General features: G+C 70.7%; 13 protein-coding genes. 11 read left to right on the top strand and 2 right to left on the bottom strand.

Going from position 1 to position 16352, the window contains the following annotated elements:
• Positions 1–138: 138 nt before the first annotated feature.
• The gene (locus tag ABZ826_RS34325) at positions 139–993 is read right to left on the bottom strand and encodes a MurR/RpiR family transcriptional regulator (protein WP_361457428.1); all 855 of its coding nucleotides are present in this window, start codon (positions 991–993) and stop codon (positions 139–141) included.
• Between the two features lie 61 nt (positions 994–1054).
• Here ABZ826_RS34325 and ABZ826_RS34320 point away from each other — a divergent pair, with 61 nt between their 5' ends.
• Positions 1055–1921: an EamA family transporter gene (locus ABZ826_RS34320; protein ID WP_361457425.1), complete on the top strand. Its 867-nt coding sequence runs from the start codon at positions 1055–1057 to the stop codon at positions 1919–1921.
• A gap of 39 nt (positions 1922–1960) precedes the next feature.
• Here the strand turns inward: ABZ826_RS34320 and ABZ826_RS34315 are convergent, their stop codons facing one another.
• Positions 1961–3124: a LacI family DNA-binding transcriptional regulator gene (locus tag ABZ826_RS34315; RefSeq protein WP_361457422.1), complete on the bottom strand. Its 1164-nt coding sequence runs from the start codon at positions 3122–3124 to the stop codon at positions 1961–1963.
• Between the two features lie 226 nt (positions 3125–3350).
• Between ABZ826_RS34315 and ABZ826_RS34310 the strand changes: the two genes are divergently transcribed.
• From ABZ826_RS34310 to ABZ826_RS34265, 10 genes are read left to right on the top strand one after another with little or no spacing between them, the layout of a single operon-like run.
• Positions 3351–4619: an ABC transporter substrate-binding protein gene (locus ABZ826_RS34310; protein WP_361457419.1), complete on the top strand. Its 1269-nt coding sequence runs from the start codon at positions 3351–3353 to the stop codon at positions 4617–4619.
• 60 nt (positions 4620–4679) lie between these two features.
• Positions 4680–5603, top strand: coding sequence for a sugar ABC transporter permease (locus ABZ826_RS34305; protein ID WP_361457416.1), 924 nt, complete (start codon positions 4680–4682; stop codon positions 5601–5603).
• On the top strand, positions 5590–6513 hold the full coding sequence (locus ABZ826_RS34300) for a carbohydrate ABC transporter permease (RefSeq protein WP_361457413.1): 924 nt from the start codon (positions 5590–5592) through the stop codon (positions 6511–6513). The genes ABZ826_RS34305 and ABZ826_RS34300 overlap by 14 nt, the downstream gene beginning before the upstream one ends.
• Before the next feature lie 44 nt (positions 6514–6557).
• Positions 6558–7322: an SDR family oxidoreductase gene (locus tag ABZ826_RS34295; RefSeq protein WP_361457410.1), complete on the top strand. Its 765-nt coding sequence runs from the start codon at positions 6558–6560 to the stop codon at positions 7320–7322.
• Positions 7310–9100 (top strand): heparinase II/III family protein, encoded by a 1791-nt coding sequence (locus ABZ826_RS34290; RefSeq protein WP_361457407.1) that lies wholly within the window; start codon positions 7310–7312, stop codon positions 9098–9100. Before ABZ826_RS34295 ends, ABZ826_RS34290 begins: the two co-directional genes overlap by 13 nt.
• A 3-nt stretch (positions 9101–9103) precedes the next feature.
• Entirely contained in the window at positions 9104–11083 is a 1980-nt protein-coding gene (locus tag ABZ826_RS34285) for a hypothetical protein (protein WP_361457404.1), read from the top strand.
• A 2-nt stretch (positions 11084–11085) separates the two neighbouring features.
• Positions 11086–11688, top strand: a complete 603-nt coding sequence (locus ABZ826_RS34280; RefSeq protein ID WP_361457401.1) for a hypothetical protein — start codon at positions 11086–11088, stop codon at positions 11686–11688.
• Entirely contained in the window at positions 11685–12764 is a 1080-nt protein-coding gene (locus ABZ826_RS34275; RefSeq protein WP_361457398.1) for a right-handed parallel beta-helix repeat-containing protein, read from the top strand. The genes ABZ826_RS34280 and ABZ826_RS34275 overlap by 4 nt, the downstream gene beginning before the upstream one ends.
• Positions 12761–13912, top strand: coding sequence for an SGNH/GDSL hydrolase family protein (locus tag ABZ826_RS34270; RefSeq protein WP_361457395.1), 1152 nt, complete (start codon positions 12761–12763; stop codon positions 13910–13912). Before ABZ826_RS34275 ends, ABZ826_RS34270 begins: the two co-directional genes overlap by 4 nt.
• Before the next feature lie 10 nt (positions 13913–13922).
• Positions 13923–16349, top strand: coding sequence for a polysaccharide lyase 8 family protein (locus ABZ826_RS34265; protein WP_361457392.1), 2427 nt, complete (start codon positions 13923–13925; stop codon positions 16347–16349).
• Positions 16350–16352 lie beyond the last annotated feature (3 nt).

Genomic DNA, 16352 nt, shown 5'->3' with positions numbered 1-16352 from the left:
GTGGAGCCATGAATCCCACCGCAAGACCGCACGAGCCAACACCGTCGAGGACTACATCGCAGCGTAATCAACCGGCCACCCGACAGGCTCTCAGCGTTCGCGCGGGCGCCCGACGGGCGGGCATGGGCGTCGGCCGGTTCAGTAGGAGTGGTCGGCGGTGACGTCGGCGGAGAGGTGGAGGGTCTGTTCCGCCGCGCCGGCACGAAGGGTGAGAAGGGTCTGGGCGAGGGCGTCGACGGCGACGAGGTGCGCGATACGGCTGGCGGTGGTTTCCAGGCCGAAGACGAGGTCCTGCCCTCCGGCGACGAGGGTGTGGGTGCTCGTCTCGCTCAGGGGTGACTGCGCATAGCTGGTCAGGCCGATCACCTCGGCGCCGGCACGGCGGGCTCGGCGCGCGGTGTCCACCGTGCTGCGGGTGGCACCGGTATGGCTGATGGCGAGGCACACCGCGCCCGGCGGGAGCTGGGCGGCGGCGAGTTGAGCGGTGAGGGAGTCGACGGGTGCGTCGACGACGCATCCGAGGGCGCGCAGGCGATAGGCGGCGTCGGTGGCCACGGCGGCGGAGAGGCCCGCTGCCGCGACCACGACGCGGGGCGCCGCGTTCAGGGCCGAGGCGGCGGCGAGCAGCCGGTCGGCGGTGAGCGTGGTGGTGAGATCGTCGAGGGCTTCGCGGGAGGCATGGATCGCGTCCGCCAGAGCCCCCGCCGCCGGGTCGTCGTGGGACTCCGGTGCCGGTGCGCGGGTGGGGCTCTGGCGCGCTGCCGCGATCTTCAGTTCCTGGTAGCCGCGGAAGCCGAGGCGCTGGCAGGCGCGGACGACGGATGACGGCGCCGTACCGGCCAGGGCGGCGACGTCGCTGACGCTGAGCCGGACGAGGCCGGCCCCCTGTTCGAGGATCACCTGCGCGACGCGGGCCTCGGTCTCGCGGAGCTCCGGCAGCTTGGCCCGCACGTGTGCGCCGAGCCGGTACCCATCGGTGGAATTCTGTTCCATGTGATTAGAGTAGCGCGGAATTTCATTCCAGACAGCCATCGACGCCTGGAGCTCCTTCGCCATGCCCTCGCCCCTTTCCGCCGGCGCGGCCGTGCCCGCGGCCGTGCTCGGTGCCGCCGTTCTGCACGCCCTGTGGAATGCCATGGCCCACCGCATCACCGACAAGCTCGTCGGCTTCACCCTCATCAACCTCGCGTACACCGGCTGCGCGGCCGTCATGGTGTGCTTCACACCGCTGCCCGAGGCCGGGGCCTGGCCGTTCATCCTGGCCTCCGCCGCACTGGAAGTGCTCTCCCAGCTCTTCCTCCTGCGCGCCTACCAGCTCGGGGACTTCGGCCAGATGTACCCCCTGGCCCGAGGCACCGCTCCGCTGCTCGTGGCCGTCGCCTCCGTGACCCTGCTGGGCCGGCCGCTCGCGGCCGCCGAACTGGCGGGTGTTCTGGTGATCTCGACCGGCCTGGCAGGCCTGGCCTTCGCGGACGGGTGGCCGCGACGCGCCCAACTGCCCGCGCTGGCCGCGGCGGTGGCCACCGGGGCCGTCATCGCCTGCTACACCGTGATCGACGGCACGGGCGTCCACCGCTCCCAGACCGTCATCGGCTACATCGCCTGGCTCTTCCTGTGCCAGGGCCCGGTCCTGCCGCTGCTGGCCCTCGCCCGACGCGGCCGCCCCCTGTTCGCGCAGCTCAAGCCCGTCCGCGGAATCGGCCTGACGGGCGGCGCCATCTCCCTGCTCGCCTACGGCCTCGTCATCTGGGCACAGGCCCAAGGCGACCTCGCGACCCTCGCCGCCCTGCGCGAGACGAGCATCCTCATCGCGGCGCTGATCGCCACACTCCTGTTCCGCGAACGCTTCGGCCGCCTGCGCCTCACCGCCGGCGCGGCCGTCCTCGCCGGCATCGTGGTACTCGAACTCGCCCACCCCTGAGCACCGACCGCGGCACCGGGGCCGCCCACGGCGCCCCGTTCACGGCATGTCGGCATCGCGCCGCGGCCGCGCCGGAACCTGAGGAGCGGTGTCCTGCTCCGACCGGCCCGCCGTCCGCCGCCCGGCTCGCCCCGGCCCCGGGATCAGGACGGGTCCGTCAACCGGCGCCGGGGCCGTCGACTCCCGTACGACCAGCCTCGGCCGGATCAGCAGCGACCGCCCCGCCACCGGAGCCGAGTCGATCCGCGCCCGCAGCTGCTGAAACGTCTCCGCGGCCATCTCCGGCAGCGGCTGGCGGACCGTCGTCAGCGGCGGTTCGAAGAGGTCGGCGAGGAGGATGTCGTCGAAGCCGACCACGGAGACGTCCTGCCCCGCGCTGCGTCCGGCGTCCTTGGCACCCCGGCAGATCCCGATCGCGCACATGTCGTTGATGGCGACGAACGCGGTGGGCGGGCGCGATCCGCCGAGGAGTTCCCTGGCCGCGTTCCGCCCCAGGTCGGCGGCGTTCTTGTCACCGAACTCGGCGGTGTCGGCGCCGGGCCAGACGATCGCGTCGGCCGGATCGAGACCGGCCGACTCCAGAGCGGCCCGGAAGCCGCGCAGGCGCTCGCGGCGGTTCACGCTGTTGACCGAGCCGGAGACGAACGCCAGCCGGCGGTGTCCGAGTTCGATCAGGTGGCGGGTGGCGAGTTCGGCCCCCATCGCGTTGTCGACACTGATGGAGGCCAGTGACGGCGGATCACCGGCCTGCGCGGTGCGGTCGAAGGCGACCATCTTCAGGCCGCGGCTGAGCAACGGTGTCACATGGTCGAGCGAGGGGAGCGAGGAGCAGAGCACCACTCCGCTGACCCCGTCGGCGAGCAGCTCCTCCCCGTACTTCAGCTCTCGGGCCGGATCACGCTCGCTGTTGCAGAGCAGTACGTGATAGCCCTCGGCGAGCGCGATGGCCTCCAGCTCGCGGGCGAGAGCCCCCCAGAAGGGGTTGGCGACGGACGGCACGATGAGACCGATGACCTTGATGCGGCCCGTGCGCAGCATCCGGGCCGCGCGGTTGGGCCGGTAGCCGAGCTGCTCGATCACCTGCTCCACGCGGGCCAGCGTGGCCGCCTGCATACGGTCCGTACGCCCGTTGAGGACGTTGGAGACCGTGCTCGCGGAGACCCCCGCGGCCTCCGCGACCTGATGGATCGTTACCCCGCTCATGCCACCTCCGGTTCGGAACGCAACTGACCCTATCAGTGTATCGATTTACTTAACTCGGTTCACCGGTACACCCGTTAACAGACCTGAAAATTCATGTGCATCAGCTGTTGACGTCCCTCTCATGACGTTCCTAGCATCACTGCATCGATTTACCAGCGCTTCCCAGCCATGGCCGGGTTGTCATCGCTGGATCGATCCACAGTCTCCACCTCAAAAGGGGTGTCCCATGGAACTCAAAAGACGGTCGCTGCTCGCTGCCATCGGTGCCGGTACCGCTGTCGCCGCTCTCGGTGGATGCGGCACCGGCACTTCGGCGGCCGGCTCCGCCGACGGCCCCGCCGAAGGCGAGATCACGCTGCTCACCCCGATCTTCGAAGGTGCCGACGGCAAGGCGCTGTTGGAGAAGGAGATCCTGGGCGGGTTCCGGAAGAAGTACCCGGACGTCAAGGTGAACGTGGACTACACCACGTACACACACCTCAACGAGAAGATCACCACGGGTCTCGCGGGCGGTCTGCTGCCCGACGTGCTGATGATGGGGGTGGGCTGGATCCCGCCGTTCGCGGCGAAGAAGGCCATCGCCGAGCTGCCCGAGAAGTTCGCCACCGCGCACGACTACGAGAAGCGGGTCCTGGAGCCGTCCCGGTACGACGGCAAGCTGTACGCGCTGCCGGTCGTCCTCGACACCCGCATCGTCGTCTACCGCAAGGACCACTTCGCCGAGGCCGGCATCAAGAAGACCCCGGCGAACTGGGCCGAACTGCGCGCCGTGGCCAAGCAGCTCACCAAGGACGGCCGGATCGGGTTCGACCCGTTCTCGATCGATCTGCGTCAGTGCTGGGAGACCTTCCTCTTCGCCAACGGCGGCCAGCTGTTCAGTGCGGACGGCAAGAAGGTGCTGTTCACCGACGCTCGCGGGGTCGAGGCCTTGCAGTTCTTCAAGGACCTCATCAAGGACGGCTCCGCCGACTATGCCAAGAAGACGGACACGGGCGCCCCGACCAACGTGCAGACCGGCAAGGCGTCGATGATGATGACCACCAGCGCCCTGTGGAAGCAGGTCGGGGACCAGTCCCCGGATCTGCTGAAGGACGACAAGCTCGGTGCGTTCATCCTCGCCAACCGCAAGCCCGCGATGCTCCAGGGCGGCACGCTGGTCACCCAGTCCGCCAGTTCCAAGCACCCGGCGGCGGCCCGTGCGCTCGTCGAGTACCTCGCGACGCCCGAGTCCATCCTCGGGGCGGCCGAGCAGCGCGGTTCGGTGCCCGGGCTGAAGGATCTCAGCGACACCGACTATGTGAAGGAGAACCAGTTCGTCGATCTCTCCCTGCGGAGCATGGGCGACGCATGCTCCGAGGGCGGCACCGCCGCCTGGATGGAGATCCGCGAAAAGATCAAGCCCACGCTGGAGCCCGCCATCGTGGGCACCCAGTCGGCGAAGGACGCGATCGCGGAACTCGGCCGGCTCGCCGAGGCCGCCAGCGGCCGGATGTAAGGACCCGTCACTGTGGGAACTACATCCGTATTGAAGGCGCGGCCGACCCGGCCCCCCTCCATGACCGGCCACACGGTCGCGAAGAAGCGCACCGGAGGCCGCACGCCGGCGGGACCGGGGCGCCGCAGGCAACGCGCCGGCATGCTCATGGTGGCGCCCGCATTGCTCCACGCCTCGCTCTGGATCGGGCTGCCGGTCGTCGCGTCGGTCGTTCTGGCCTTCACGAAGTACGACGTGCTGACGGCGCCGCAGTTCGTGGGCCTGGACAACTTCCGGGACATGATGGACGACGCGGTCTTCCGCAAGTCCATCGTCAACACCGTCGTCTACACCTTCTTCACCGTGCCGGTCGGCATGATGCTGGGGCTGCTCGTGGCCCTGGCCCTGCACACCGGACTGAAGGCGCGGGGGATCTTCCGTACCGCGGTCTTCCTGCCGCAGGTGACGGCGACCGTCGCGATCGCACTGGTCTGGCTGTGGATCTACAACCCGGGCAACGGGCTGCTGAACACGCTCCTGTCGTTCCTCGGGATCGACGGACCGGCCTGGCTGTCGTCGACCTCGTGGGCGATGCCGTCGGTGATCCTGGTCGGCATCTGGCAGGGCATCGGCATGAAGATGCTCATCTACCTGGCGGCGCTCCAGTCCCTGCCGAAGGAGCTGTACGAGGCCGCTTCGGTGGACGGAGCGTCCAAGGTGCGGCAGTTCTTCTCGATCACCCTGCCGTTGCTGAAGCCCGCGACGTTCTTCGTGCTCATCACGTCGATGATCAGCGCGTTCCAGTCCTTCGACCAGATCTACATCCTGACCGACGGCGGCCCGGCCAACAGCACCACGATGATGACGTACGAGATCTACAAGTCCGCCTTCCGGGAGTTCCGCGTGGGCTACGCCTGCGCGCAGTCACTGGTGCTGTTCGTGCTGCTGATGGGCTTCACCCTGGTCAACCGGCGGATCATGGGAGGCACCCGTGGCCACAACTGAGCTGCACAGGCCAAAAGTTGCGGGGAAGTCCCGGATCCGGAGGAACGGCAGGCCGCTCTCCGCCGGCCGGATCGCGCTCTATCTGACGCTCACCGTCGTCTCGCTGCTGATGGTGGTGCCGTTCGTCTGGATGGTGCTCACCTCGCTCAAGACCCCGGTGGAGATCGCCTCCCAGGACGCCGGACTGCTGCCGGAGCACTGGGAGTTCGGAAACTATCTCGACGCGCTCAGGGCTGCGCCGTTCGCGACGTACGCGCGCAACAGCTTCATCATCGCGTCCAGTCACACCGTGCTCAACGTGGTGGTGGCGTCGATGGCCGGGTACGCGCTGGCGCGGATCAGATTCCGGGGCAGCGAGGTCATCTTCTATCTCTTCATCGCCGCGCTGATGATCCCGACGTACACCAAGGTTCTGCCCGAGTTCCTGATCGTCCGCTTCATGCCGCTGGCCGGCGGGAACGACCTCTTCGGCCAGGGCGGCAGCGGCTGGCTGGACTCCTGGTGGGCGCTCATCGTCCCCGGCGCCGTCACCCCGTTCGCGGTCTTCCTCTTCCGTCAGTTCTATCTGGACCTTCCGGTGGAGCTGGAGGAGGCGGCCAGGCTGGACGGCCTGGGTGAGTTCCGGATCTATGCCCGGATCATGACGCCGCAGGTCAAGCCCGCGCTGACCACCGTGGCGCTGCTGACCTTCGAGTCGTCGTGGAACAACTTCCTCTGGCCGCTGCTCGTGACCCGTACGGACAGCCTGCGGGTGATCCAGGTCGGGCTCTCCGTCTTCCAGACGGAGAACGGCCCCCAGTGGCACTTCCTGATGGCCGGCACCACGCTGGCCACCCTTCCCATGGTCGTGCTCTTCCTCTTCGGCCAGCGCTATTTCGTGCAGGGCTTCGCAACCGCCGGTCTCAAGTGACCGGTTCCGGTCCACGCGACCGGCCATCGAAAGGTTTTCACTTCATGTCTGCTGATCTCAACGGTTCCCGCGCGCTGGTGACCGGGGCGGGCCACGGAATCGGCCGCGCCATCGCCGTCGCCCTTGCCGAGGCCGGTGCCGATGTCGCCGTCCACTACCACTCCTCCCCCGACGAGGCCGGGAAGACGGTCTCCGCGATCGAGGCGCTGGGCCGCAGGGCGAAGGCGTTCCGGGCCGATGTCACCGTGACCGGCGATGTGGACCGGCTCGTCGAGGAGGCGACCGGCTTCCTCGGCGGTCTGGACGTCCTGGTCTGCAACGCGGGACATCTGATCGGACGAGCGACGATCGCCGAGATGTCCGACGACCACTTCGAGCGGGTGCTCTCCACCAATCTGACGTCGACGTTCCGTACCGTGCGGGCCGCGCTGCCGCATCTGACGAAGTCGTCGGCCGGGCGCATCATCACCATGTCCTCGCTGGCCGCGCACAACGGCGGCGGCCCCGGTTCGGTCGCCTACGCGGCGGCCAAGGCCGGTGTCCGCGGTTTCACCAAGGGCCTGGCCAAGGAGCTCGGCTCCACCGGCATCACCGTCAACACCGTGGCGCCCGGCTTCATCAAGGGCACCGCCTTCCACGACACGTTCACGGCTCCCGAGGCGCAGCAGGCGATGGAGGCGGGCATCCCGGTCGGCCGGGCCGGCACCCCCGAGGATGTCGCCGCGGCGGTCGTGCATCTGGCGTCGCCGTCGTCGGGCTTCCTCACCGCCACCACGGTGGACATCGACGGTGGCGTGTGGCCGCGTTGAGGCGGATTCCCCGGGAGCGGGGCGGCTGGTGGCACGCGTTCGTCTGCCCGGCGCACGGCGTGGAGCTCGACCACGGCGATCTGCTCGCCGGGGTGTTCCCGGTCGGCGGTGCGCGCTGCGCGTACGGCTGCCGGGTGGACGACGAGGCGGTGCGCGGTGCCTGGCTGGTGCTGTCGCACCAGGCGTGGGCGCGACACCTCCGGGTGCTCGCCCACCGGGGCGAGCGCGCTGAGGCGGTGGAGCGGCTCGCGGAGTACGCCGGTCTGTACTCGGAGCTGGCCACCGAGCGGCATGGCGAGGCACAGTCCTGGATGCTGCGCGGCCGCCTCTTCCACCAGGCGCTGACCGATGCGATCTGGGCCGTCACCATCGGGCACACCGTGATCACGCTCGCCGAGGACTCCACCGATGATCTGGCGGCGGTGCTGCCGCTCCTGGACGAGCTGGAACGGGCGGCGCTCGATGCCCGGGACGTGCTGACCGGCCAGGGGGATCTCGCCTCCAACTACACCGCGTGGCTCAACGCCGCCGGAGTGGCGGCGAGCCGGGGCGCCGCCGCGGCCCGTGGCCTGGAGTGGGACGGCGCCGAACGCTGGCTGGAGGGCGGGCACGGGCTGTACGCGCATCTGCGGGTGGCCGTCGCCGAGGACGGCTGGGAGTGGGAGGGCAGCACCTACTACCACGGGTTCGTGCTGCGCGCCGCGCTGCTCGCGCTGCGCGGCACCGACCCCGCGGCCGTGCCGTCCGACGTGGTGGACGTGCTGGCCGGGATGCTCGACATACTGGCGACGATCGCGACGCCGGGCGGCATCCTGCCGGCGCTGCACGACGGCCCGTATCTGCGCGCCCCGCTCGCCCTGGAGTGGCTTGAACTCGTAGCGCTGGCACAGCAGTTGATTCCTTCTCCGGCCCTGGACGCGGTGGCCGGGCGGGCTCGCGACGAGCTCGGCGCGCACGACGACGGGCTCGACGGCGAACTGGGCGGCTGGTTCGCCGGACCGCCGCTGCCGAAGCGTCCGGCACCCGGCCCGGTCAGCGTGTTCCCGACGGCCGGATACGCGGTGCTGCGCCACGCGGGCGTCCACGCCCTGCTGGACTTCGGTCCGCACGGCGGCTCGCACGGCCACCGCGACAAGCTCTCGCTCTACCTGTACGGGGACACCACGCCGTGGCAGCCCGACCCCGGTCAAGTTCCCTACGCGCACGCCGAGTTCCGCGATCTGTACGCATCCACGGAGGCACACCCCGCCTTCCGGGTGGACGGCACCGAACAGGCCGAGTGCACCGGGCGGTTGCTCGGATCGGACGATTCTTCCGTCACCGCCGAGGTGACCACGGCGTACGAGGGTGTCCGTGCGGTCCGGCGGGTCGCGCTCGGCGACGGCTGTCTGGTCGATCTGCTGACTGTGAGCGCCGACGACGCGCGGCGGCTGACCGCGCAGCTGCGTCCCGGCGTCGCGGTGGACATCCAGCTCCAGGCCTCGGGCCCGGTGCGCACCACCTGGTACGGCGACGAGACCCTGCACGGCTGGCACACCCACACGCCGGGCCGGACCGTGCGCCCGGTCACGCGGCCCGGCCCGGGTCCGGCCGACGATCCGCAGCGCGCGCGTACCCGGGTCGACTTCACCGCGGAGTCGGACCGGATCACCTTCGCCTCGGTGTACCAGGCGGCCTCGGCGGGCCCCGCCGTGACCGACGTACAGATCGACGGTGACGGGGTCCTGACGGTCGCGCTGGCCGACGGCGGCACCGCACGATTCCGGACGGAGAACTGACCCTTGTTGCTCTCGGCGACCCCGCCGCCCGGCCCGCGCCCCGCGCAGGAGGCGCGGCTGTACGAGGAGGCCGCCCGTCACCGCGGGCTGACCCCGCCCCGTACACACCCCCTGGCCAGCATCACCTGGCTGGGCCCCGCCGCCTCCAACCCGGCGCTGGCGCACCGGATCGGCGGGGATCCGGCCCATCTGGCGGAGAGCCGGCGGTGGATCGAGGCCGCGGTGCGGCTGCCGCACTGGGGCAAGGCCCATATGCCGGACCACGACCTGGACGCCGGCTGGCTGCTGCACCATCTGTCGCTCGCCTACCGGTGGATCGGCGACGCGCTGCCGGACGGGGTGCGGGCGCTGCTGCGGTACAAGCTGCTGCTCCAGGGGCGGCGGATGTACGAGTACGCGGTGGCGAGCGAGGGCGGCTGGTGGTCGTCCTCGTACTGGCAGAACCACAACTGGATCTGTTACGCGGGTCTGGCCACGGCCGGCTACGTGCTGGGCAAGGAGGAGTGGACCGAGCGCGCCAAGGACAATCTCGGCACGGTCCTCGACCTGATGCCCGAGGACGGTTCGCACGCCGAAGGTGTCGTGTACTGGCGCTACGGCGTCCCCTTCCTCGCCATCCATCTGGATCTCCTCCAGGAGGCGGAGGGCATCGACTGGTGGGGCCGGGGCGGATTCCTCTCCCGCACGTTCCGCTACCGGCTGCATCAGCTGGCGCCCGGCTTCGCGTTCAACGTCGACCACGGCGACTGCCACGACCGGCGCAGCGGGCACAGTGCCGCCCTCTACTACCGTCTCGCCTCCCAGTACGGCATCCCTCAGGCCCAGTGGATGGGTGATCTCGCCTCGGGTGAACTGCTGTGGCAGGAGGCCGCGGAGAGCGGGGTGCGGCCGGGAATCCTTCCGGAGGCGTATCTCGAACACCTCTGGTACGACCCGTCCGTGCCGAGCGCCCGGCCCACGGAGACCAGGGCGTTCTTCCCGGATCTCGGACTGCTGGCGGCACGTACCGGATGGGACGACGACGCCACGCTCGTCTCGTTCAAGGCGAGCCCCGGCGGCGGCCACAAGGCGTGGGAGACATCGGCGAAGCACCGGGCCGAGCGCGGCTGGGAGACTCTCGACCAGGGGCATCACCACCCCGATTCGGGCTCGTTCGTCCTGGTCTCGCAGGGTGCGTTCCTCGCAGTCGACGAGGGCTACAGCAACCGCAAGCGCGCCGCGCACCACAATCTGCTACTGGTGGACGGACAGGGGTACGCGGATGAGGACCGCTACCACGTCTACAAGGACATTCCGTACGAGCGGCAGGCCCGGCAGCGCGATGTGCTCGTCTCCCCCGGCTGCGGCTGGGCGCATGCCACGGCGGAGATCGCCGCGATGTACGACCCCGGGCTCGGGGTGCGGCGGCTGGACCGGACGCTGGTGTTCACCCCGTCGGGGCGGCTCGTGCTGCTGGACCTGGTGGAGGCGGACACGGAACGGGAGTGGACGTTCCTGCTCCAGACCGACCGGCCGACCGAGCCGCAGCCCGACGGCAGCCGGCTGATCCGGTCCGGGGCGGCCTCGGCACTGGTGCGGCAGTTCGCGCCGCTCCACGCCTCGGTCGTCTCCGAGGCCACGGAGGTCGAGGCCAATCCGACGTCAAGCACGCCCGAGCTGCGCCTCACCCGCACGCTGCACACGCTGCGTGCGACGACCCCGCGCTCTTCGCACGGTCTCTTCCTCACGGCGATCGTCCCGGGTGCCGAACCGGCCGCGGCGGAAGGGATCGTGTGTGCGCAGGGCCAGGGCGTGGCCTTCGGCGAGGAGGCCGTGCTCCTCTCCCCCGTCGCCCGTCGCATCCGTACCGCCGCCGTCTCGGCCGACGCGGCGGCGGTGCTGCTCGGCGGCGACGGCCCGTATGTGGTGGCGGCCACCCGGCTGGAGCTGGACGGCCGGGTGCTGCTCGATGTCCCGGAGCCGTACACAGGAAAGGTCGGCTGATCATGCAGGCAACCCTCTCGTCGGGCCGGCCGACGCTGCTGCGGCGGCTGGAGTTCGTGGCCTATCCGGCCGCCGCCGGAGCCGCGTTCGCCGTGCTGTCGCTCGGCTTCGTGACCTGGCTGCCCGCGCTCGCCGCGATGGGGCACGCCCTGCAGCGGTGGCGGGCGGAGGGTGACAGCCGTTGCTTCACCAACGCGTTCAGCGCCTTCCCGCAGTACTGGCGGGCCCTGTGGCGGCATTCCCTGGCGTCCACCGCGGCGGGGATCGTCCTGACCGCCAACATCGTCCATCTGCTGGGCCGTTCGGAGCCGTGGACATTCGTGCTGCTCGCCGCGCAGGTGGGCATCGCGGCCGCTCTGGTCATCCATCATGTGGCGCTCGCGGCCGAGGCGGGCCGGTCGCCGCACAGGACGGTCCGCACCTGGTCGCGCGGTGCGCTGGCCCTCGGCTTCGGATCCGCGGCCCGTGGCACCGCACTGCTCGGCGCGGTGATCTCCGCCGCGCTGCTCTCTCTCGTCGTACCGCTGGGTCCCCTGCTCCTCGGCCCCAGCATCCCCGTACTGCTCGCTCTGTCCTTCGCAGACCCCAGGAGGCACACCCCATGAGCCGTGTCCTACGCACCACTCTCGTCGCCGCGCTCGCCGTCGGCGCCCCATTGGCCTTCCCTCCGGTGTCCGGCGCCGCCGAAGCCGCCACCGCGTACTACGTGTCGCCGTCCGGCAGCGACTCCAACGCCGGTACGTCGGCGGGCGCTCCGCTCGCCACGATCCAGAGGGCGGTCGATCTGGCGCCGACGGGTGCGGTGGTGCACCTCGCCGCCGGTACGTACCAGCAGGACGTCGTGACCAAGCGCGCCGGGATCACCATCACCGGACCGTCGAACGCCGTGGTGAAGGGGGCCGGCGACGCGCGGATCATTCAGGTGCGGCACGACTCGACGACGCTCAGCGGTTTCACCGTCGACGGGCTGCACAGGTCCTCCACCGATGTGTCGGGGTACCGCCTCAAGCTCATCTATGTCATGAGCACGACTCCCGGCAACGGTGTGGGCGGTCTGCGCATCACCGGAATGATACTGAAGAACGCCGCCGACGAGTGTCTGCGGGTGCGCTACCTGGTGACCGGCGCCGACATCTCCGGGAACACCATCACCAACTGCGGCGTCAACGACTTCAGGTTCGGCGGCGGCGGCAAGAACGGCGAGGGCATCTACCTCGGCACGGCCCCCGAGCAGCAGGGCGCCAACGGCGCACCGGACGCCGCACCCGACGTCAGCAAGAACAACCGCATCCACCACAACACCATCGCCACGCAGGGCAACGAGTGCGTCGACGTGAAGGAGAACTCGACCAACAACTACGTCGAGTACAACGACTGCAGCGGCCAGCAGGACCCCAGCTCCGGCGGGCTCGACGCGCGCGGCAGCGGCAACATCTTCCGCTACAACACCATTCACGACAACGTCGGATCGGGCATCCGGCTCGGCGGCGACACCGCGACCGACGGCATCGACACCAGTGTCTACGGCAACACCATCACCGGTAACGCGGGCGGCGGCATCAAGTTCATGCGCACCCCGCAGGGCCCCGTGTGCACCAACACGATGAGCGGCAACACCGGCGGGGACGCGGTCGGCACCTACGGCAGCGCGTACGACCCGACGGGTGCGTGCCCCAAGTGAGGGGGCGGGGACCCGCGAGACGCGGGGTACTGACGGCGGCGGCCGGGCTGGCGGCGGTCGCCGCGACGGCGCCGGGGGCACAGGCCGCCGGGCCCGCGAACGGCGGCGTGGGGCCTTCGCGCTGGACGACGTCGTGGGCGACCGCGCAGACCGCGCCGACCTCCGCCGACACGGTGGCGAGCGCCGGGCTGACCGACGGTACGTTCACCGCCCATGTACGGCTGTCGGCGGGCGGAACGGTCCGGCTGCGCTACGGGCACGCCTTCGGCGCGGTCCCGGTCCTGATCGGCCCCGTGACGGCGGGCGGCCGGCCCGTGACGTTCGACGGGCGACGGCAGGCATGGATCGCCGCAGGCGCCTCGCTGACCAGCGACCCCGTCGCCGGACTGCGTACCTCCGAGGCGGCACGGCTGACGGTGGAGACGCGGCTACCCGGCCCCACCGGGCCGCTGTCCTTCCACCGCAACACCCATGCCTCGCACACCGTCGACGGCGTGCGTACCACCTCGGTGTTCCTGCTGACGGGGGTCGAGGTGACGGGCGCGCACGGCCCGGTGGTCGCGGTGCTGGGAGATTCCATAGCGGAGGGCGTCGGCACACCCGACGACGCCGATCTGCGCTGGCCCGACCAACTGGCCAGGCGGCTGCCCGGCTCGGCCGTCGCCAATCTCGGCATCAGCGGCAACCGGGTACTGCTGGACGACGCCCGGTTCGGGCCGAGCGGGCAGGCGCGCTTCGACCGCGATGTGCTCTCCCTGCCGGGGCTGCGGACCGTACTCGTCCATCTCGGCGTCAACGACCTCCAGCAGCCGCCGAGCCAGACCGACCCGGCGCGTGTCCTGGCCGGATACCGGCAGCTGGTGCTGCGCTCCCGCAACGCCGGGCTGCGGGTGGTCGGCGCGACCATCGCCCCCTTCGGCGGATGGACACGGTGGACTCCGGAGCTGGAAGCCGTACGACAGCGCGTCAACGCGGCGGTGCGGACCGGCCGGGTCTTCGACTCCGTGGCCGACTTCGACGCCGCCCTGCGCGATCCGGAACAACCGTCGCGGATGCTGCCCGCCTACGACAGCGGCGACGGACTGCACCCCGACCCCGCCGGTCATGCCGCGCTGGCCGCGACCGTCGACCGCCGACACCTTCTGTGAGGGCCGCGTCATGAACCCAGGCACCGACACTCCGGGAACCACCCGGCGCACCGTTCTCGCCGGGGCGGCGGCGCTTGGCGCGGCCGCCGCCCTGCCGATCACGCTCACCGCGGCCACCGCGCACGCGGCGGCCGGGGACGCCGTCGTCGACGACGCGGCCTCCCTGCGCAGCCGCTGGCACACTCTGCTCACCGGCGGCCCGGGTCTCGACCTGACGGACCCGCAGATCGCCGCGGCCGTGGCCAGGGTCGGCAAGGCCGGCACCACCTCGGCGAAGGGCCTCGACCCGACCCGTACCGACGGGCTGTTCCCCGATCTGACCAGCACCGCGATCTCCAACCACGTCACGACATCGTTCAAGCGGCTCGCCACGGTCGCGACCGCGTGGGCCGTGCCCGGCACCCCTCACTACGGGGACACCGCGCTGCGCGATCTGCTGCTGGCCGGCCTCGACTGGATGCTGACGAACCGCTACGGCCCCGGCCACACCCGGTTCGACAACGACTGGGACTGGGAGATCGGCTCCGCGCTCGCCCTCAACGACGCGGCCGTGCTGCTGTACGACGTGCTCGGGACGGAGCGGCTGGGCCGGATCACCACGGCCGTACGGCACTACACGCCCGACCCGAACCTCTGGCGGGCCGACCGGCAGATCGCCACCGGCGCCAACCGGGTGTGGATCTCCACCGTCGTCGCCGTCAACGCCGTTCTCACCGGCCTCGGCGACGATCTGGCACGCGTCCGTGACGCTCTTTCGGACGTCGAGGGTTCGGGTGCCAACAGTGTCCTCGCCTTCAACGACGTCAGTGCGGCGGCGGAGGGCACCGGCGAGGGCTTCTACTCCGACGGGTCGTTCCTCCAGCACTACAAGCACCCGTACAACGGCGGGTACGGCAAGGAGCTGCTGAACAACCTCTCCCGGCTGCTGAACCTCCTCGCCGGTACGGCATGGACGGTCACCGACCCCGATCTCGACAACGTCCGTTCCTGGGTCGACGAGGGTTTCGACCCGCTGCTGGTCCGCGGCGACGTGATGGCGTCGGTGTGCGGGCGCGAGATCGCCCGCCCCAGCAAACAGGGGCACGTCTCGGCACAGACCGTCATCGAGGCGGTGGTACGGCTGATCCCGAGCTTCCCCGGCGAGACGGCCGACCGGTTCACCGCCCTGGTCAAGCAGTGGATCGCCGAGGACACCTACCGGGATTTCCTCGCCGTCACCGACCTCGCCTCGCTCGTCGCGGCCCGGCAGGTCATCGCCTCCCCCGTCCCCGCGCGCGGTCCCCTGGTGGCGCACAAGCAGCACCCCCGGATGGACAAGGCCGCCCACCACCGGCCGTCCTTCGCCCTCGGCATCTCCGCGTACTCGTCCCGGATCTACAACTACGAGTCGATCCAGAACGAGAACCTGCACGCCTGGCACCTCTCCGACGGCATGGTCCTCCTCCACACCGACGACCTCGGGCACTACAGCGAGGACTACTGGCCGACCGTCGACCCGACCCGGCTGCCCGGCACCACCGTCATCGCCGGACGGCCCGCGGACGCGGCGGGTCAGCGCACCACCAGCACGGCCGACTGGGCCGGCGGCACCACGCTGCCGGGGACGACGCTCGGGGCGTACGGCATGGAGCTGCGCGCGTACGGAAGTTCGCTGCGCGGGCTGAAGAGCTGGTTCTGCCTGGACGACGTGATCGCGTGCGTCGGCTCGGGCATCACCTCGGACGCGGGCACGGCCGAGACGGTGGTGGAGAACCGCAAGCTCCGCGACCCGAAGGCGGCCCTCCTCATCAACGGCACGGCAGCGCCCACGGACGCCGGCTGGTCGGACCGGCTCGACGAGGTGCGGTGGCTGCATGTCGCCGGGACCGGCGGCTACGTCTTCCCCGAGCCCACCACGCTGCACGGCCTGCGCGAGGACCGCACCGCCACCTGGCGCGAGATCAACCTCAAGTACGGCACGGACACCCCGGTCACCCGCCCGTACCTGACGCTGTGGCAGGACCACGGCGCCGCACCGAGCGGGGCCGGCTACTTCTGGCTGCAGGCCCCGGCGGCCTCCGCCGAGCGTACGAAGCAGTGGTCGTCCGCGCCTCCGGTGAAGGCGCTCGCCCGCTCCACCGCCGTGCACGCGGTACGCCGCTGCGCGGACGGCCTGGTCGCCGCGAACTTCTGGACCGCGGGCACCGCGCAGGACCTGACGTCGGACGGCCCCGCCTCGGTGCTCGTACGACCGGACGGAAAGACGGTGAAGGTGTCGCTGTCCGACCCGACGCAGCTGCGCCCGTCGGTGGTCCTGGACCTGGCACGGCGCGGTCTGACCGTCGTCTCCGCCGACCCGGGCGTGAGCGCCGCCCCCACCACCGGCGGCATCAGGATCACCGCCGACACCGCCGGACACCACGGTGCCACCCTCAACCTCACCCTGAAGAGGAGCTAGACC

The organism is Streptomyces sp. NPDC047515 (assembly GCF_040643055.1).
Taxonomy (GTDB): domain Bacteria; phylum Actinomycetota; class Actinomycetes; order Streptomycetales; family Streptomycetaceae; genus Streptomyces.
Note: the sequence above shows the minus strand (reverse complement) of the source record. Positions and strands in the feature narration are given on the sequence as shown.